Genomic DNA, 17,359 nt, shown 5'->3' on the forward strand with positions numbered 1-17,359 from the left:
TGTGGGAGGATCGCGGCGATTACTTGGCGTAGTGCTTGCGGGTCTGGGCCACGTCGAAATCGGCTTCCGTTTCAGGAATGGTGCCGTTCTTGCGGGCTTCCAGCAGTTCGGCGATCACCTGGGCGCGGGTCAGGCCGGTGGCGGCGGGGCGGGCGGTGGTGACGGCGGCAGCGGCGGCGGTGTTCGCTTGCGCGGCCGGTGCGGCGGCGACGGCAGCGGCAGCGGTCACTTGCTTGGCGGTGGACGATTCGGCCTGGGCGTAGGCGCCGGTGGCGGCGAAGGCGGCGGCGATGGTAAGGGCGGCAGTGATACGTTGCTTGGCGTTCATGGTAGTTCTCCTGGGTGAGGCAAGCGTCGGCGGCGCCGGCGGGCTTGCGATATGTGGCGGTACTGACATGCAGGCCGGATGCCACTGACCGGTCGTCGAAGCATTACAAGCGGCAGCGGTTTTGCTTTGCTTCGTGTATTTGCTTCATTGAGGTAAATTATAGTCGTGAATATTACATTTGTAAATTAAATGTTCCTATCGATCTCATAGGTATTGCTGATGGGGTAAAAGCGGGGGCGGGTGGGAGGGAGACGCGCGGGCCGGCCGCTCATTGCCGCGATTGTGCAATCTGTCGCCGCTATCGGCGTTTTGTCGCAATCGCGGGGTGCGCCGTAGCCTGCTTTGCCATGATTGCCTTCCTGTTAATGGCGATCAGGCTATGTTCAAACTCTCTCTTTACATGACCCTGCGGGACTGGCGCGCCGGCGAACTGCGCTTCCTGCTGCTGGCGTTGGCGCTGTCGGTGGCGGCGCTGTCGAGCGTGAATTTCTTTGTGGAGCGCATGCGCGTTGGCCTGGCGCGTGACGCGCACCAGATGCTGGCCGCCGACCTGGTACTGGAATCGGACCAGCCACTGGATGGCGCCTGGCTGGCCGAAGCCCAGCGGCGCGGCTTGCGCAGCGCCGACACCGTGTCGCTGTTCACGATGGCCGTGGCGGGCGAAGGCGGGCAAGCCGCGTCCACGCTGGTGGCGCTCAAAAGCGTGAGCGAGGCCTATCCCTTGCGCGGCCGCCTGCGCGTGCAGCTGCAGGACGGCGACGCGGTCAGCGAGACGCCACCCGCGCCGGGTACGGTGTGGGTGGATGCCACGCTGCAGGCGAGCCTGCGCCTGCACATCGGTTCGACGCTGCGCATCGGTGAGCGCAGCCTGACCGTGGCCCAGGTGCTGACGGCTGAACCGGATGCCCGCCCCGCCTTCCTGGCGCTGGCGCCGCGCGTGCTGATGGCCAGCGCCGACCTGGGCGCCACCGGACTGCTGCAAGCGCACGCCATCGCCACCCACCACTTGCTGCTTGCGGGACCGGCGGAGCAAGTGAGCGCCTACGAACGCTGGGCCAGGGACCGCATGGCCGCCGCACCGGTCACGAAAGTTGCGCTGAACAGCTACGCGTCGAAGCGCGGCGACGCCGGCGAGATGCTCGAGCAAACGCAGCAGTTCTTGTCGCTGGCCAGCCTGCTCACGGCACTGCTGGCGGCGCTGGCCGTGGCGCTGGCTGCGCGCCGCTTCGTGCGCCGTCACCTGGACGCCTGCGCCATGTTGCGCTGCCTCGGGCTGACCCAGTCCCGCCTGACGCAGCTGTTTCTGCTGGAATTCCTGCTGGTCGGGTTGGTGGCCGGTATGGCAGGCGTGGCGCTCGGCTACGCCGGCCATTTCGCGCTGGTGGACTGGCTGGGACAACTGGCCCCGGCCGGCTTGCCGGCCCCAGGTTGGGCGCCCGCGCTGCAAGGCATGGCGGCCAGCCTGATCCTGCTGCTGGGCTTTGCGCTGCCGCCCGTGCTCCAGTTGCGCAACGTGCCGCAATTGCGGCTGCTGCGGCGCGAGGCGGCGCCACCCCAGCCCCGCGCGCTGGTTGGCTACGTGCTGGGGCTGGCCATGTTCGGTGGCCTGCTCGCCTGGCAGACCGGCGATCCGATGCTGGGTGCGCTGGTGGGCGGGGCGTTCCTCGTGGGCGGTGCCGCGTTTGGCTTGCTGGCCTGGCTGGGACTGGCTTTGCTTAAGCGCTCGCGCGGCGTGTTCGACCATGCGGCGTGGCGCCTGGCCGTCACCGACATGCTGCGCCAGCCCGGCGCCAGCGCGCTGCAAGTGGTGGCGCTGGCACTGGGCCTGACGGCGCTGCTGCTGTTGACGGTGGTGCGCGCCGACCTGCTGGCGGCGTGGACGAGGGCCACGCCGGCCGGCGCGCCCAACCAGTTCGTCATCAATATCCAGCCCGACCAGCGCGACGCGATCGACGCGCGCCTGCGTGGCTACGGCGCGCCGCAACAGCAGGCGCTCACCCGCGCGCGTCTGCTCAGCATCAATGGACGCGATGCGCTGGAGGTGGTCAGCAATGATGGCAAGGGCAGCCCAGCGCGCGATGTGCGCGAGTTGCTGGAACGCGAACTCGACATTGGCCACGCGGCCACGCTGCCGTCGTCCGACACGCTCACGACCGGCGATTGGTATGGCACCGTCGAGGCGCAAGGCATGCCCGCCATTTCCGTCGAAGAGAAATTCGCCGCCGATCTCAAGCTCAAGCCGGGCGACACCCTGCAGTTCGACGTGGCCGGCCAGCCGCTGCAAGCGCGCGTGGCCAACCTGCGCAAGGTGGACTGGCGCGCGCATCAGATCGGGAACCTGCTGCTGATGCATCCAGCGGCCATGCGCGGCCTGCCCGCCACCTGGGCCGTGGCCGTCCACGTGCCAGCCGACGACCTGATGTTCGGCACCCGCCTCGCGCGTGATTTTCCCAACCTGACCGTGATCGACCTGCGCGCCATCCTCCGCCAGGTGCAGCGCATGCTGGCGCAGGCCGTGGCGGCGGTGCAGTTCCTGTTCGCCTTCACGCTGGCCGCCGGCGTGCTGGTGCTGTACGCCGCGCTGGCCGGCTCGCACGACTTGCGCGCGCGCCAGGCGGCTTTGCTGCGCGCGCTGGGCGCCACGCGTGGGCGGCTGGCCCAGGCGCAGTGGATAGAACATGCGCTCACCGGGGCGCTGGCCGGCCTGCTGGCCGCCGCCGGCGCCACGTTGGCCAGTTGGGTGCTGGCGCGCTACAGCTTCCACCTGGACTGGCACTGGTCGCCCTTGCTGCTGGCCGTGGGCATGGTGGCCGGCGCGGCCTGCGCGATGGCGGGCGGCTGGCTGGGCTTGCGCCACGTATTGAACCAGCCGCCGTTGCTGGGACTTCGGTCAAATTAATTCACAGGAGAGAGTGACGATGACAACCATGGAATTTGCCCGCGCCGCCGCCGCACAGGCGCTGCATCCAGCCATCGCCGTGCGGGGACTGGGCAAGACGGTGACGGATGCGGGCGGCGCGCTCACCATCCTGCACGCGATCGACTTCACCGTGCTGCCGGGCGAAACGGTCGCCATCGTGGGCGCCTCCGGCTCCGGCAAGTCCACCTTGCTGGGATTGCTGGCGGGGCTGGACCTGCCCTCGGAAGGCACGGTCGAACTGCAGCAGACCGACATCTTCGCGCTCGACGAGGATGGCCGCGCCCAGTTCCGCCAGCGGCAGGTGGGTTTCGTGTTCCAGTCCTTCCAGTTGCTGGCCCACCTGACGGCGCTGGAAAATGTGATGCTGCCGCTGGAGTTGCGCGGCGACCGCCAGGCCCGTGCCAAGGCCGAACGCATGCTGGAGCGGGTGGGCTTGGCCGCGCGGCTGGGCCACTATCCGCGCTACCTGTCCGGCGGTGAGCAGCAGCGCGTGGCGCTGGCGCGTGCCTTCGTGTGCGAACCGCCGCTGCTGCTGGCCGACGAGCCGACCGGCAGTCTCGATGCGGCCAGTGGCGAAGCGGTGATGGCGCTGATGTTCGAATTGAACCGCGAGCACGGCTCCACGCTGGTGCTGGTTACGCACGATATGACGATTGCGGCCCGCTGCGGCCGCACCCTGCACATGCGCGCCGGCCGGTTGGCTGGCGCTGCCCAACCATGAAAGGAGCAACGATGCGGTTGATGATGACGGTGCTGGCCGCCGCGCTGGCGCAAGCCTTGTGCTGCCAGGCGGCGCGGGCCGATGGCCTGGCCGACCTGAAGTCGGCCTTGACGCGCCTGCAGGAACAGGCGCCACTAAAGGCCACGCTCGACACGAAGACCTGGCGCCGCCTGGGGGAGGGCAACGATGCGGAGGAAACCCATGGCCAGGCCAGCGTGGCCATCGAGGACGGCGCGCGCGGCATGCATCTGGCCTACGGCAAGGATATCCTGGCGCGCATGGACGCGGAATCGCTGGCGCAGGCGCGCAACCCCAACGCCCGCACGCCGACCCTGAACGCGGCGCGCGAATTCAGTCCGAACGATTTGCGGCCCATGATTTCGGCCGCCAGCAGCCTGTCGCGCGTGCTGGAGAAGGCGGCGTGGAAGGCCGAGCAGGCCGACACATGCCAGGGCAAGCCGGCGCGCCTGCTGACGTTCGATGTGGCGATCGACACGCTGAGCGACCGTGACCGGAAATACGTGAAAGAGTACGAGGGCCACCTGTACGTGTGGATCGCGGACGATGGCACGCCGCTGGCCAGCCGCATGATCCAGAACGAGTCGGGCCGCGCCTTCATTGTGATCCGCTTCGAGGCGCGGCAGGAGGAGCAGCATGTGTATGGCGTGGTGGGCGACCGCCTCGTCACCGTGCGCAAGGAAAGCTACAACCGCGCCTCTGGCGCCGGCGAGCGTGATGAGAGCCGGGTGGTCAAGACCCTGCAACTGCAGTCCTGAAAACAACAAGGGCCGCGTTCCGGAGAACGCGGCCCTTGCTTGCAGTGGGCGGCCGCCCGTGGCGGCCGTCCGCCGCCGTCGCGATTAAGCGAAGTTGGCGGCTGCGAAGTCCCAGTTGGCCAGGGCGAAGAACGTTTCCACGTATTTCGCGCGCAGGTTACGGTAGTCGATGTAGTAGGCGTGTTCCCACAGGTCGCAGGTCAGCAGTGGCTTGTCGGCGGTGGTCAGCGGGGTGGCGGCGTTGGAGGTGTTGACGATGTCGACCGAACCGTCGGCCTTCTTCACCAGCCAGGTCCAGCTCGAACCGAAGTTGCCCACGCAGGACTTGGTGAATTCTTCCTTGAACTTGTCGAACGAGCCCCACTTGGCGTTGATGGCATCGGCCAGCGCGCCGCTCGGTGCGCCTTTGCCGGCCGGGGTCAGGCCGTTCCAGTAGAAGGTGTGGTTCCACACCTGGGCTGCGTTGTTGAACACGCCGCCGGACGATTTCTTGATGATCTCTTCGAGCGACAGGTTTTCGAACTCGGTGCCCTTGATCAGGTTGTTCAGGTTGGTGACATACGCTTGATGGTGCTTACCATAGTGGTATTCCAGCGTTTCTTTGGAAATATGGGGAGCCAGGGCGTCCATAGCATATGGCAGTGCGGGCAGGGTATGTTCCATGTTTTTTATTCCTTGGTGAATTGAGACGGAGGTGATTTTTGCTGAAACGTCCATCATTGTAAAGCGGATGCGCCATCGCTGCAGGACTGCGTGCGATTGCTGCGGCCCAAGATAAACACTACAAAGAGTATGGTTATTCAGGCTGGCGCGGCCCGGAGCATATAATCGCACGTGCCGTGGCGGCCGGATGGCGGGGCGGCGGCGATTTGGAAGGAACCACATGCAACCGGAAGTTTTTTCGCACTTTAGCAACGGTCCACGGCTGCTGGCCGACATCGGCGGCACCAGCGCCAGTTTCGCGCTGGAGACGGCGCCGCGCCGGATCGAGGCCGTGTGGGAGGCGCAGTGCGCCGATTTCCCCACGCTCGGTGCGGCCATCGTGCGCTTCCTGGCGCAGCCGGCCACGGTGGCGGCGGGCGGCTACCAGGCGCGCTACGCCGGCATCGCCATCGCCAACCCGATCGACGGCGACTGGGTCACCATGACCAACCACCACTGGTCGTTCTCGGTGGAGGCGGTCAGTTCCCAGTTTGGTTTGAAATCGCTGGTGGTGGTGAACGACTTCACGGCCCTGGCCAGCGCCTTGCCTTATCTGGCGCCGGACCACAAGCGCCAGATTGGCGGCGGCGTGGCGCGGGCCGGCGCCACCATCGGCCTGGTGGGGCCGGATGCGGGACTGGGCGTCTCTGGCCTGGTGCCCGCGGGCGAGCGCTGGATCGCCATCGACAGTGAAGGCGGCCACGGTACGTTCGCCCCCATGAACGAGCGAGAAATCGACATCCTGCGCTACGCGATGCGCCACCATCATCACGTGTCGAGCGAACGGCTGGTGTCCGGCATCGGCATCGCACTGGCCTATCGCGCCCTGGCCGAGCGGGCCGGCGTGGTGGCCGACGATATCGGCACGGCCGAGATCATGGCGCGCGGCCTGCGCGGCAGCTGCCCCGTATGTGTGGCGACGCTGGAAGCGTTCTGCGAGATGCTGGGCACGGTCGCCGGCAACGTGGCGCTCACGCTGGGCGCCAAAGGCGGTATTTATATAGGCGGGCGTATCGTGCCGCAGATGCGCGCGTTCTTCGAACAATCGGGCTTCCGCGCCCGCTTCGAGGATAAGGGGCGCTTCTCGGACTACCTGTCCCACATCCCCACCTTCATCCTGACGGAAAAGAACCCGGCGCTGATCGGCATGTCGGCCATGTTGTCGGCTGCCTGAGCCGGGGCAGCGCCTTATTCCAGCGTTGGCTGCACCGACGCGATGCCCACCTGCGCGCTGCCCTCGGCCAGCCGCACCGTCACCGTGGCGCGCGGCTGCAGTTGTGCCGGCGAACGCAGCACGGCGCCCTTGGCATCGGCCACGATCGCATAGCCGCGCTCCAGCGTGCGCTGGGGATTGAGCAATTCCAGCTGCGCTGCCAGCGCGCCCAGCGCGTCGCGCCGTTGGCCAAGCTGGGTGGCGATGCCGAGCGCGGCCCGGTGCCGCAGGCTTTCCACTTGCGCGCGCGCGCCCGACACGTCCGGCTTGCGGGCCGCCAGCCGGCCGCCGAGGCGCTCCAGGTTGAAGCGCGCCTGCATCACCGGCGCTCGGGTGGCGTGCGTCATGGCCGTGGACAGGGCCAGCAGCTTCAGGCGCTGCTGGCGGATCTGGGCGGCGGGGCTGAGCAGGCGGCGCGCCTGCTGGTCCAGCGTCTGGGCCGCGTCGCCCAGCGTGCGGCGCATGGCGCGCCGCAAATCGATGGCGTCCGAGCGCAGCGAGGCGATCCAGTCCGCGCGCGGCGTGGCAGCCAGTTCGGCCGCCGCCGTCGGCGTGGCCGCGCGCACGTCGGCGGCGAAGTCGCAGATCGTGAAATCGGTCTCGTGGCCCACGCCGGAAATCACCGGCACGGCGCAATTGGCCACCGCGTAGGCCACCGCTTCCTCGTTGAACGACCACAAATCCTCGATGCTGCCGCCGCCCCGGCACACGATCAGTACATCGCATTCGGCCCGCTGCGAGGCGGTGGCGATGGCGGCGGCGATGCGGTCGCCGGCGCCCTGGCCCTGCACGGGCGTGGGGTAGATCACCACCCGCACGTGGGGCGCGCGGCGGCGCAGGGCGGTAAGCACGTCGCGCAGCGCGGCCGCCTGCGGACTGGTGACGATGCCGATGGTGCGCGCGAACATGGGCACGGCGCGCTTGCGGTCCTGGTCGAACAGACCGGCCGAGGCCAGCTTTTCCTTCAGCCGCAGGAAGGCTTCGAACAGCGAGCCGACGCCGGCGCGCCGGATCGCCTCCACGTTGATCTGGTAATCGCCGCGCGCGCCGTACAGCGTGACGAGGGCGCGCACTTCCACCTTGTCGCCCTCGCGCGGGATGAAGCCGGCGTATTGGGCGCGGCCACGGAACATCACGGCGCGCACCTGGGCCGCGTCGTCCTTGAGCGTGAAATACCAGTGGCCGGAACTGGCGCGCGTGAAATTCGATACTTCGCCGCCTATCCAGGTGAGCGGGAATGACCGTTCCAGCAGGCGCGCGACGGCCTGGTTGAGGGCGGTCACCGTCATCACGGGCTGGGCGGGGGCGTTGGCTGTGCTGTCCTGGGGATTCATGGGGAGTGAGAAAATGAAAACTGTCCACATTGCTGCGCGGAGGTCATGCTTATGTCATATATCACGGTAAACGGCAAGTGTTTTATCTAAATATATGATTTTAAAAGAGAAAGAATACTGCTCCATTTGCGTGCAGGAGGGAAAAAGCCTTATGGATCAAGCACTTTGCCCTTTGCCTGGGTGGTTACGCACAAAGTTATCCACAGAAGATGTGCGGAACTTTGTGTGAGCGATAGTTATTTTCGAATTGCTGATTTTGTAATGCCTAAATTTTGCGCAGCGAGCGTATATTGTGACAAAACAATGACTTAGTATGGAATCCCGGCCTTTGCGCACATTTTTATCCACAGAAGATGTGCAGAACTTGGCGCTGTCCGCCATCGCATCCCGCTGCCTGAATAACTGGCAGCAGCTGGCTGGCCCCGTGACGCCGGTGGAAAACCGCGTGCTCGATTTTTGCGCATGGAAATAAATCTTATATAAATCAAACACTTCTTGCCGCACCCCTGGCCTTGCGCACAATCTTATCCACACAAAATGTGCAGAACTGCGGCATAGCTGGTGATAGCCTGCCAATATCGCCATCACATGCGATGGTGGCGGTGGATAAAGCGGCTTGGGATGGCAAAAGTCGCCAGATTGCCGGCTGTGCCATCTTTTTGAGCACGCGAAAAAACTCCTTGTAAATCAACGACATTTCCCACAGTCACATTCCTTGCTCACAATCTTATCCACATTAAATGTGTAGAAGTGCACAGGCTGCCTGGGGGAGGATGGGGGTAAGTAAAGTACTTATGCACCGGCGATGTCATGCGTGTTTTTTGCGCAGGATAAAAATATCGTTATGAATCAAAGACTTGGGTAATTGGCATGGCCCTTGCTAACAATCTTATCCACAATTTGTGTGCAGAACTGGCGAAAGCGCTGTGATTAACGCTGAAAATTGTCAAAAAATCATATCCCAAGCCCCATAAGCCCACCGTTGCCGGGCAGATGCTCGTTTTTTGCTCAGGGAAATATTGTTCTTTCAAATCAAGGACTTTGCAACGCATGGCCTGCCTTGCGCACAATCTTATCAACAGAATATGTGTAGAAGTCGGCACAAACTTTGCAGGTGTTTGTTTGAATTTATCGGCCTGGGGTAATCGATAGCTGCGACATTTTTGAGCTTGAAAAATAAATGTTTAAAAATCAAATACTTAGATTATATCGCTGGCCATTGCTCACACTTTTGTCCACAGAATTTGTGCAGAACTCCCCGGTTTTGGGTGAGCTGCGCCCACTTGCCGAGCGCGGCCCAACAAGATACATTGCGCCTTCGGGCGGTCATGGGGCCATGGACGCCCGCCACATTCATCGGTTGTCAGGTTTTCTACAGGAGTTCGTTTTGCTCGCCATCTTACAAGCTGCAGGTTGGCCTATCTGGCTGTTGTTGGTCGCTTCCATCGTGGCCATGGCCCTGATCGTCGAGCGCTTGCTGTACCTGCGCCGCGCCCGCATCCTGCCGCGCCAGTTGCTCGACGAGGTGGTGCGGGTCTACCGCAGCGGCAACGTCACGCCCGACATCATCGACAAGCTGGAGAACAATTCGCCGTTGGGCGTGGTGCTGGCCGCCGCGCTGCGCAATATCGAGGCGCCGCGCGAGGTGATGAAGGAGTCCATCGAGGAGGCCGGCAGCGGCGTGGCCCACACGCTGGAACGCTTCCTGACCACGCTGGGCACCATCGCCAGCCTCGCTCCGCTGATGGGCCTGTTCGGCACGGTGGTCGGCATGATCGAGATTTTCGGCTCGCAAACGAGCAGCGGCGCCAATCCGGCCCAGCTGGCGCACGGCATTTCCGTGGCCCTGTATAACACCGGCTTCGGCCTGGCCATCGCCATGCCCACGCTGGTGTTTTACCGCCACTTCCGCGCGCTGGTGGACAGCTTCGTGATCGAGATGGAGCAGCAGGCCGTCAAGTTCGTCGACGTCGTGCACAGCAAGCGCAAGTAAGCGGAGCCTCGCATGAATTTTCGTAAAGGGCGCGGGCGCGACGATCCCGAAATCAACCTGATCCCGTTCATCGACGTGCTGCTGGTGATCCTGATCTTCCTGATGGTGACCACCACCTACAGTAAGTTCACGGAACTGCAGATCACGCTGCCGACGGCGGATGCGGAAAAGCAGCTGGAGCGGCCGTTCGAACTCAATATCACGGTCGACGCCAAGGGCAACTACACGATCAACAAGCAGCCGGTGTCGTTCCATGACGTGGCCGGTTTCGCCGCCGCCATGAAGTCGGCCGCCGCCGAAGGGCAGGGCGCGCAGGCCGGCAAGACCCCCGTGGTCATCATCAACGCCGACCAGTTCGCGATGCACCAGATGGTGGTCAACGTGATGGAGGCGGCCCGCATCGCCGGCTATGACAAGCTGACCTTCGCCGCGCAGACCGGTGGCGCCAAATAAACCGGGCGCCGCGCCCATGACGCACAAGGGCGGCGCGACCCCGGTCCGGCCCCCGGCGCAACCATCCACGCTGGAGGCTACCCTGACGCGCGCCTGGCAGCGGCGCGGTGCGCTGGCCTGCGCATTGTGGCCGCTGTCGCTGGTGTTCCGCGCGCTCAGTGCATTGCGCCGCCTGCTGTTCCGGGCCGGCTGGCTGGCTTCGCACCGGCTGCCCGTGCCGGTGGTGGTGGTGGGGAACATCTTCATCGGCGGCACTGGCAAGACCCCGCTCACCATCTGGCTGGTGCAGGCCTTGCAGCAGGCGGGCATGCGGCCCGGCGTGATCTCGCGCGGCCATGGCGGCGATGGCGCCACCGTGCGCGCCGTCACGGCTGCCTCGACCGCCGAGCAGGTGGGCGACGAGCCGCTGCTGATCGCCCAGCGCACCAGCTGCCCCGTGGTGGTGGGCCGCGACCGCGCCGCCGCCGGCCGCGCGCTGCTGGCCGCCCATCCCGACACCGACATCCTGCTCACCGACGACGGCTTGCAGCATTACGCCCTGCAGCGCGACGTGGAAATCATCCTGTTCGATGGCCGTGGCGCCGGCAACGGCTGGCTGTTGCCGGCCGGGCCGCTGCGCGAGCCGCGTTCGCGCCGGCGCGACGTCACCGTCGTCAACGCGCCGGAACTGACGCCGGCGCTGGCGCGCGCCGTGGGCGACCCTTCGCCGTTCCAGATGCGCCTTGCCGGCGACATGGCCGAACAACTGTGCGACCGCGCCCGCAAGGTGCCGCTGGCGTCGCTGGCCCAGCCCGGCATGCGGCTGGCGGCGGCGGCCGGCATCGGCAATCCGTCGCGCTTTTTCGGCATGTTGCGCGCCGCCGGCCTGGACTGCGCCGAGCTGCCTTTGCCCGACCATCACGACTTCCGCGACCGCCCGTTTGATGGTCTGGACGCCGACGTGATCTTGATGACGGAGAAGGATGCAGTAAAATGTGCGCAAATTGACGAACTCAAAGACGACCCGCGCCTGTGGGTGGTCCCGGTTGCGGCGCGCATCGATGCCGCGCTGGCCGGACTCATTGTGGAGAAATGCCGTGGACGCAAGACTGCTTGATATCCTGGTTTGCCCTGTATGCAAAGGGCCGCTGGTGTACGATAAAAAAGCCCAGGAAATGATATGCAAGGGCGACCGCCTGGCATTCCCCATCCGTGACGGCATCCCCATCATGTGGGCCGACCAGGCCCGCACGCTGCAGGATACGGCGGAATAAGGTGGCGTTCACCGTCATCATTCCCGCGCGGCTGGCCTCGACCCGGCTGCCCAACAAACCGCTGGCCGACCTGGGCGGCAAGCCCATGGTGGTGCGCGTAGCCGAGCGCGCGCGCGAGGCCGGCGCAGAACGCATCATCGTCGCCACCGACCACGAGGACATCCGCGCTGCCTGCGCCGCCCATGGCGTGGAAGCGTGCATGACGCGCGCCGACCATCCCTCCGGCACCGACCGCATCGCCGAAGTGGCGCGCATGATGCAACTGCCGCCGCAAGCGGTGGTGGTCAACCTGCAGGGCGATGAACCGCTGATCGATCCCGCGCTGTTGGCCGCCGCCGCCGCCCGCATCTCGGCCGACGTGCCCATGTCCACCTGCGCCCATCCGCTGCACGACGCGGCCGACGCCTTCAACCCCAACGTGGTCAAGGTGGTGCTGGACAAGGCCGGCCGTGCGCTGTACTTCTCGCGCGCCACCATCCCGTGGCACCGCGACGCGTTCGCCCAGGACCGCGTCACGCTGCCGGCCGGCTATGTGCCGCTGCGCCATATCGGCCTGTACGCCTACCGCAACGATTTCCTGCAAGCCTATCCGGCGCTGGAACAGTCGCCGCTGGAGCAGATCGAGGCGCTGGAACAGTTGCGCGTGCTGTGGCACGGTTATCCGATCGCCGTCCATGTGACGGACTCGGCCCCGGCCGCCGGCGTGGACACGCCCGAGGACCTGGAGCGCGTGCGCCAGCACTACCGTTAATTGCTTGCTTGCGTGCGCCGCGTAAGGTGTCCGTAAATAATCCCCGCTATAAACAATGGGTAAAGTGCGGTATTCATACGGAAAAGCGTGTTTCGGGCTGGGGGACATCAATTAAGGAACGCAAAACGTTGGCACAGTGGCGTAGCGGCGAAGTTTTGTGGTAAGTTTCGTACAAACATAGCCAGACTAGCCGCAAGCACAATAATTATTACGATTACCATTTCAATTCTGTCTTAGGAAACTTCATGCGTCTCATTCTGTTAGGAGCACCCGGTGCCGGCAAGGGCACCCAAGCCAATTTCATCAAAGAGAAGTACAACATCCCGCAAATCTCGACCGGCGACATGCTGCGTGCGGCCATCAAGGCTGGCACGGAGATGGGCCTGGCGGCCAAGAAGGTGATGGACGCCGGCGGCCTGGTGTCGGATGACATCATCATCGGCCTGGTCAAGGATCGCCTGAAAGAGTCCGACTGCGCCAACGGCTACCTGTTCGACGGCTTCCCGCGCACCATCGCGCAGGCCGACGCCATGAAGGAAGCCGGCGTAGCCGTGGACTACGTGCTGGAAATCGACGTGCCGGACGACATGATCGTCGAGCGCATGTCCGGCCGCCGCAGCCACCCTGGCTCGGGCCGCGTGTACCACGTGAAATTCAATCCGCCCAAGGTGGAAGGCAAGGACGACGTCACCGGCGAAGACCTGGTGCAGCGCGACGACGACAAGGTCGAAACCGTGCAGAAGCGTCTGGACGTGTACCACAACCAGACCGAAGTCCTGCTGGGCTACTACAACAACTGGGCGCAGAGCGGCCAGCCAGGTGCGCCGAAATATCGCCGCATCTCGGGCGTGGGACCAGTCGAGGAAATCCGCGACGCCGCGTTCAAGGCACTGTCGGAATAAGCAGTAACGAAGCGGACTACGGTCCGCTTTTTTGCGGGCGTCGCGCCCGCAGGAACGCCCGCGCGTTCCGCGTCCAGCGATGGATGCCATCCCGTTTTATAAAAAAGTGCAGTACGCAGGTTAGTTGGCTGCGCATGCTTACAAGGCATGGTCGGCGGTTATCTGAGTGTGGTGACGAGCTTGATTAACAAGAACAAGGGGAAACTATGGCAGCAAGTCTTTGGTTTGCAGTGGCGTGCGGCGTGTTCGCCGTTCTTTACGGTTTGTGGTCCCGCAGCTGGATCTTGCGCCAGGATGCGGGCAACGCGCGCATGCAGGAAATCGCGCTGGCGATCCAGCAGGGCGCAGCCGCCTACCTGGCGCGCCAGTACCGCACCATCGGCATCGTCGGCGCTGTGCTGCTGGTGCTGATCTTCGCGCTGCTGGGCACCCACACGGCGCTGGGATTTTTGCTCGGCGCGGTGCTGTCGGGGGCCTGCGGCTTCATCGGCATGAACGTCTCGGTGCGCGCCAACGTGCGCACGGCGCAGGCGGCCACCAAGGGCATGAACGAAGCGCTCGACGTCGCCTTCAAGGGCGGCGCCATCACCGGCATGCTGGTGGTGGGCCTGGGCCTGCTGGGCGTGACCCTGTTCTACATGATGCTGGTGTCGGGCGCGCGCGCCACGGCCGTCAGCGAACATGATGTGATCCAGCCGCTGATCGGCCTGGCCTTCGGCGCTTCCCTGATCTCCATCTTCGCCCGTCTGGGCGGGGGCATCTTCACCAAGGGCGCCGACGTGGGCGCCGACCTGGTCGGCAAGGTGGAAGCGGGCATCCCTGAGGACGATCCGCGCAACCCGGCCGTGATCGCCGACAACGTGGGCGACAACGTGGGCGATTGCGCCGGCATGGCGGCCGACCTGTTCGAGACCTATGTGGTGACGCTGATCGCCACCATGCTGCTGGGCGCACTGGCCATCACGGCCGCACCCACCACGGCCATCGTCTATCCGCTGCTGCTGGGCGCCGTGTCCATCATCGCCTCCATCATCGGCTGCTCGATGGTCAAGGCCAAGCCGGGCAAGAAGATCATGTCGGCCCTGTACACGGGCTTGTGGTGGGCGGCCGGGCTGTCGCTGATCGGCTTCGCCGTCGTCACCTGGCAGCTTTGGGGCGACGACATGCGCATGAAGATGATGGGCTGCGCGCTGGTGGGCATCGTGCTGACCGGGCTGATGGTCTACATCACCGAATACTACACGGGCACGGATTTCCATCCGGTGCGCCACATCGCTGAAGCATCCACCACGGGCCACGGCACCAACATCATCGCCGGCCTGGGCGTATCGATGAAGTCCACCGCCTTCCCGGTGCTGGCCGTGTGCGCCGCCATCCTGATCGCTTACCAGCTGGGGCAGTTGTATGGCATCGCCATCGCCGCCACCTCCATGCTGTCGATGGCCGGCATCGTCGTCGCGCTCGATGCCTACGGTCCCATCACGGACAACGCGGGCGGTATCGCGGAAATGTCGGGCATGCCCGAATCCGTGCGCGCCATCACCGATCCGCTGGACGCGGTGGGCAACACCACCAAGGCCGTCACCAAGGGTTATGCGATCGGTTCGGCCGGCCTGGCCGCGCTGGTGCTGTTCGCCGACTACACGCACGCGCTCGAATCGTCGGGCAAGACCATCAGTTTCGACCTGTCCAATCCGATGGTGATCGTGGGCCTGATCGTCGGCGGCCTGGTGCCCTACCTGTTCGGTGCGATGGCGATGGAGGCCGTGGGCCGCGCGGCCGGCGCCGTGGTGGTGGAGGTGCGGCGCCAGTTCCGCGACATCAAAGGCATCATGGACGGCAGTGGCAAGCCGCAGTACGACAAGGCGGTGGACATGCTGACCGCGTCGGCCATCAAGGAAATGATCATGCCGTCGCTGCTGCCGGTGGTGGTGCCCATCGTGGTGGGCATGCTGCTGGGATCGGCCGCGCTGGGCGGCATGCTGATGGGGACCATCATCACCGGCCTGTTCGTTGCCATCTCGATGACCACGGGCGGCGGCGCCTGGGACAACGCCAAGAAATACATCGAGGACGGCAACTTCGGCGGCAAGGGTTCGGACGCCCACAAGGCGGCCGTGACCGGTGACACCGTGGGCGACCCGTACAAGGACACGGCCGGCCCGGCCGTCAACCCGCTGATCAAGATCATCAACATCGTGGCCCTGCTGCTGGTGCCGCTGCTGCCGGCCTCGGGCTGGCTGGCCGTGAGCGCGCCGGTGGCGGCCCACGTGGCCATGCCGGCCGCCACGGCGCCAGCCATGCCGGTGGTGCAGTCGCCGCCGGAGCAGCCTGCGCCGCAGCAGCAGGAGGCGGGCAAGACGCAATAAGGCCGGGCTGGATGATGGCGCCGGGTGCGGCGCTCCGCAGTGGCGGGGCGGCGACCCCGGCGCCATCAATTTCTGTTGGTTTTCCTGCGTGTCGAATTGTATCCGCCTCTGGCAAGGCCGCCCCGATCAGCCGATAATGGCTGCATGGCGTAGCACTTTGCGAGGTGATGCGATGAAGACTTTCAAGCCGGCGATCATGTTGGCGCTGTTGGCGGCGGCGCTGGCCTGCGCCCCGGTCCAGGCCCAGACCCGGTCGCACCGTGGTGGCGGCCATCCCGGCGGCCACGTTGGTGGCTATTCCCACAGCCGCACCCATGTCGGCGTGGTGATCGGCGCACCGCTGTTCTGGCCCGCGCCGTGGTACGCGGACCCGTTCTATGATCCGTTCTACCGGCGCTACTACTATTACGATCCCGTGTATCCGGCGCCGGCCCCGCCGCCCGTGTACATCGAGCAGGGCGCGCCGCCCATGCCGCCCGCCCAGTTCTGGTACTACTGCAACAATCCGCCCGGCTATTACCCGTACGTCAAGGAGTGCCGTAGCTCCTGGCGCGCCGTATCGCCGGAAGAAGTCAAACCAAAACCGGAGCCTGCGCAATGAAGCGTTACCCGTCCAAAACTCTTTTGCCCGCCATCCTGCTGCCCGCGTTGCTGGCGGGCTGCGTGTCCATGCCGACCGGCCCCAGCGCATTGGTGCTGCCGGGCACGGGCAAGACCTTTGATCAATTCCGCGCCGACGATTTCAGTTGCCGTGGCTACGCGCAATCGCAGGTGGGCGGAACGGCCGAGCAGGCCGCCGCCGACAGCACGGTGCGCAGCGCCGCCCTGGGCACGCTGGTCGGCGCGGCGCTGGGCGCGGCCGTCGATGGCGGCCGCGGCGCCGGTTCGGGCGCGGGCGTGGGCCTGGCCATGGGCACCATGGCGGGTGCCGACGCGGGCAACTATTCGGGCAACAATCTGCAGCGGCGCTACGATTACGCCTACCAGCAGTGCATGTATGCGCAGGGCCACCGGGTGCCGGTGGGCGGCCGCATGATGTCCGAGTCCCAGCAAGCGCCCGGCAGCTACCCGCCGCCTAATACGCCACCGCCGCGCTAAGGTCCGCCATGTCCGCCCGCCCGCTCCGCTGCTGTGTGTTGTTGCTGGGGGCGGGTGTGTGGATGGCCAGCGCGCCCGCCGCGCAGACGGCGCCGCCCGCGCGGCATGATATTGCCATCCCCGCCGACGCCAGCCAGCTGCCGCTGGACCAGTACGCGCGCCTGCCCGTGTGCACGCTGAGCGCGGACGGCAAGCATCTGGCCGTCGAACCCTGCCGCACGGCGCCAACGCGCCAGCCCAAGGCGCGCCGCGCCGTGACGGCCATCCTCCCCGCCATGCCAGCCCGCCCCGTGCCGCGCACGGCAGTGGCGCCGCCGCTGCCGCCATCGCCGCCCTTGCACGAAACTCCGCGCCCCACGCCCGTCACCACGTGTGACGCGGGCGGCTGCTACGACGCGGCCGGCGTGCGCCACACTGGCGCCGGCGGCAACACCACGATCTCCCCCACCGGCCAGTTGTGCCTGCGCGACGGCGTCTGGCTGCAATGCCAGTAACCGTGTTTTGCGGCGCTGCAACAAAAAAGCACGGTTTTTCGCGCACCACGGC

At 65.6% G+C, this 17,359-nt stretch carries 17 protein-coding genes; 14 read left to right on the forward strand and 3 right to left on the reverse strand.

Annotation, left to right across the window (positions count from 1 at the left end):
- Positions 1 to 19: 19 nt before the first annotated feature.
- Positions 20 to 328, reverse strand: a complete 309-nt coding sequence (locus H3H37_RS08490) for a DUF4148 domain-containing protein (RefSeq protein WP_182161382.1) — start codon at positions 326 to 328, stop codon at positions 20 to 22.
- 379 nt (positions 329 to 707) lie between these two features.
- Here H3H37_RS08490 and H3H37_RS08495 point away from each other — a divergent pair, with 379 nt between their 5' ends.
- From H3H37_RS08495 to H3H37_RS08505, 3 genes are read left to right on the forward strand one after another with little or no spacing between them, the layout of a single operon-like run.
- Positions 708 to 3,227, forward strand: a complete 2,520-nt coding sequence (locus tag H3H37_RS08495; RefSeq protein WP_182161384.1) for an ABC transporter permease — start codon at positions 708 to 710, stop codon at positions 3,225 to 3,227.
- Positions 3,228 to 3,255: 28 nt separating this feature from the next.
- Entirely contained in the window at positions 3,256 to 3,969 is a 714-nt protein-coding gene (locus H3H37_RS08500; protein WP_375539994.1) for an ABC transporter ATP-binding protein, read from the forward strand.
- 11 nt (positions 3,970 to 3,980) lie between these two features.
- Positions 3,981 to 4,745, forward strand: a complete 765-nt coding sequence (locus H3H37_RS08505) for a hypothetical protein (RefSeq protein ID WP_229218735.1) — start codon at positions 3,981 to 3,983, stop codon at positions 4,743 to 4,745.
- A gap of 84 nt (positions 4,746 to 4,829) precedes the next feature.
- Here H3H37_RS08505 and sodB read toward each other — a convergent pair whose 3' ends face one another.
- On the reverse strand, positions 4,830 to 5,408 hold the full coding sequence (gene sodB / locus H3H37_RS08510) for a superoxide dismutase [Fe] (protein ID WP_182161388.1): 579 nt from the start codon (positions 5,406 to 5,408) through the stop codon (positions 4,830 to 4,832).
- A gap of 220 nt (positions 5,409 to 5,628) precedes the next feature.
- Between sodB and H3H37_RS08515 the strand changes: the two genes are divergently transcribed.
- Positions 5,629 to 6,621, forward strand: coding sequence for a glucokinase (locus tag H3H37_RS08515; RefSeq protein WP_182161390.1), 993 nt, complete (start codon positions 5,629 to 5,631; stop codon positions 6,619 to 6,621).
- Between the two features lie 14 nt (positions 6,622 to 6,635).
- Here the strand turns inward: H3H37_RS08515 and xseA are convergent, their stop codons facing one another.
- Positions 6,636 to 7,994 carry an exodeoxyribonuclease VII large subunit gene (xseA, locus tag H3H37_RS08520; RefSeq protein ID WP_182161392.1) on the reverse strand — a complete coding sequence of 453 codons (1,359 nt, stop codon included), beginning with the start codon at positions 7,992 to 7,994 and terminating at the stop codon, positions 6,636 to 6,638.
- 1,387 nt (positions 7,995 to 9,381) lie between these two features.
- Between xseA and H3H37_RS08525 the strand changes: the two genes are divergently transcribed.
- The 10 genes from H3H37_RS08525 (at position 9,382) to H3H37_RS08570 (ending at position 17,307) form a co-directional block, all read left to right on the forward strand.
- Positions 9,382 to 9,987 (forward strand): MotA/TolQ/ExbB proton channel family protein, encoded by a 606-nt coding sequence (locus tag H3H37_RS08525; protein ID WP_182161394.1) that lies wholly within the window; start codon positions 9,382 to 9,384, stop codon positions 9,985 to 9,987.
- Positions 9,988 to 9,999: 12 nt separating this feature from the next.
- A complete protein-coding gene (locus H3H37_RS08530) occupies positions 10,000 to 10,440 on the forward strand; it encodes an ExbD/TolR family protein (RefSeq protein WP_182161396.1) in 441 nt (146 codons plus the stop codon).
- Between the two features lie 16 nt (positions 10,441 to 10,456).
- Complete coding sequence (gene lpxK / locus H3H37_RS08535) at positions 10,457 to 11,536, forward strand: tetraacyldisaccharide 4'-kinase (RefSeq protein WP_182161398.1); 1,080 nt, start codon at positions 10,457 to 10,459, stop codon at positions 11,534 to 11,536.
- The gene (locus H3H37_RS08540; protein ID WP_182156851.1) at positions 11,517 to 11,693 is read left to right on the forward strand and encodes a Trm112 family protein; all 177 of its coding nucleotides are present in this window, start codon (positions 11,517 to 11,519) and stop codon (positions 11,691 to 11,693) included. Before lpxK ends, H3H37_RS08540 begins: the two co-directional genes overlap by 20 nt.
- 1 nt (position 11,694) lies before the next feature.
- Entirely contained in the window at positions 11,695 to 12,444 is a 750-nt protein-coding gene (gene kdsB / locus H3H37_RS08545; protein WP_182161400.1) for a 3-deoxy-manno-octulosonate cytidylyltransferase, read from the forward strand.
- A gap of 245 nt (positions 12,445 to 12,689) precedes the next feature.
- A complete protein-coding gene (gene adk, locus H3H37_RS08550) occupies positions 12,690 to 13,346 on the forward strand; it encodes an adenylate kinase (protein WP_182161401.1) in 657 nt (218 codons plus the stop codon).
- A gap of 206 nt (positions 13,347 to 13,552) precedes the next feature.
- A complete protein-coding gene (locus H3H37_RS08555) occupies positions 13,553 to 15,715 on the forward strand; it encodes a sodium-translocating pyrophosphatase (protein ID WP_182161402.1) in 2,163 nt (720 codons plus the stop codon).
- A 172-nt stretch (positions 15,716 to 15,887) separates the two neighbouring features.
- Positions 15,888 to 16,316 carry a hypothetical protein gene (locus H3H37_RS25755; RefSeq protein WP_182161403.1) on the forward strand — a complete coding sequence of 143 codons (429 nt, stop codon included), beginning with the start codon at positions 15,888 to 15,890 and terminating at the stop codon, positions 16,314 to 16,316.
- Positions 16,313 to 16,813, forward strand: a complete 501-nt coding sequence (locus tag H3H37_RS08565; RefSeq protein WP_220456375.1) for a YMGG-like glycine zipper-containing protein — start codon at positions 16,313 to 16,315, stop codon at positions 16,811 to 16,813. The genes H3H37_RS25755 and H3H37_RS08565 overlap by 4 nt, the downstream gene beginning before the upstream one ends.
- A 62-nt stretch (positions 16,814 to 16,875) precedes the next feature.
- Positions 16,876 to 17,307, forward strand: coding sequence for a hypothetical protein (locus H3H37_RS08570; protein ID WP_182161404.1), 432 nt, complete (start codon positions 16,876 to 16,878; stop codon positions 17,305 to 17,307).
- The last annotated feature ends 52 nt before the right edge of the window (positions 17,308 to 17,359 follow it).

Origin of the sequence: Rugamonas brunnea (genome assembly GCF_014042345.1) — a bacterium.
Lineage (GTDB): Bacteria > Pseudomonadota > Gammaproteobacteria > Burkholderiales > Burkholderiaceae_D > Rugamonas > Rugamonas brunnea.

What these genes read in the sequence shown, in the direction of transcription:
- H3H37_RS08515 (WP_182161390.1), top strand. Translation starts at nt 5,629, where the DNA reads ATGCAACCGGAAGTTTTTTCGCACTTTAGCAACGGTCCACGGCTGCTG.
- H3H37_RS08530 (WP_182161396.1), top strand. Translation starts at nt 10,000, where the DNA reads ATGAATTTTCGTAAAGGGCGCGGGCGCGACGATCCCGAAATCAACCTG.
- H3H37_RS08555 (WP_182161402.1), top strand. Translation starts at nt 13,553, where the DNA reads ATGGCAGCAAGTCTTTGGTTTGCAGTGGCGTGCGGCGTGTTCGCCGTT.
- adk (WP_182161401.1), top strand. Translation starts at nt 12,690, where the DNA reads ATGCGTCTCATTCTGTTAGGAGCACCCGGTGCCGGCAAGGGCACCCAA.
- H3H37_RS08500 (WP_375539994.1), top strand. Translation starts at nt 3,256, where the DNA reads ATGGAATTTGCCCGCGCCGCCGCCGCACAGGCGCTGCATCCAGCCATC.
- H3H37_RS08565 (WP_220456375.1), top strand. Translation starts at nt 16,313, where the DNA reads ATGAAGCGTTACCCGTCCAAAACTCTTTTGCCCGCCATCCTGCTGCCC.
- H3H37_RS08495 (WP_182161384.1), top strand. Translation starts at nt 708, where the DNA reads ATGTTCAAACTCTCTCTTTACATGACCCTGCGGGACTGGCGCGCCGGC.
- lpxK (WP_182161398.1), top strand. Translation starts at nt 10,457, where the DNA reads ATGACGCACAAGGGCGGCGCGACCCCGGTCCGGCCCCCGGCGCAACCA.
- sodB (WP_182161388.1), bottom strand. Translation starts at nt 5,408, where the DNA reads ATGGAACATACCCTGCCCGCACTGCCATATGCTATGGACGCCCTGGCT.
- H3H37_RS25755 (WP_182161403.1), top strand. Translation starts at nt 15,888, where the DNA reads ATGAAGACTTTCAAGCCGGCGATCATGTTGGCGCTGTTGGCGGCGGCG.
- H3H37_RS08505 (WP_229218735.1), top strand. Translation starts at nt 3,981, where the DNA reads ATGCGGTTGATGATGACGGTGCTGGCCGCCGCGCTGGCGCAAGCCTTG.
- xseA (WP_182161392.1), bottom strand. Translation starts at nt 7,994, where the DNA reads ATGAATCCCCAGGACAGCACAGCCAACGCCCCCGCCCAGCCCGTGATG.
- H3H37_RS08570 (WP_182161404.1), top strand. Translation starts at nt 16,876, where the DNA reads ATGGCCAGCGCGCCCGCCGCGCAGACGGCGCCGCCCGCGCGGCATGAT.
- H3H37_RS08490 (WP_182161382.1), bottom strand. Translation starts at nt 328, where the DNA reads ATGAACGCCAAGCAACGTATCACTGCCGCCCTTACCATCGCCGCCGCC.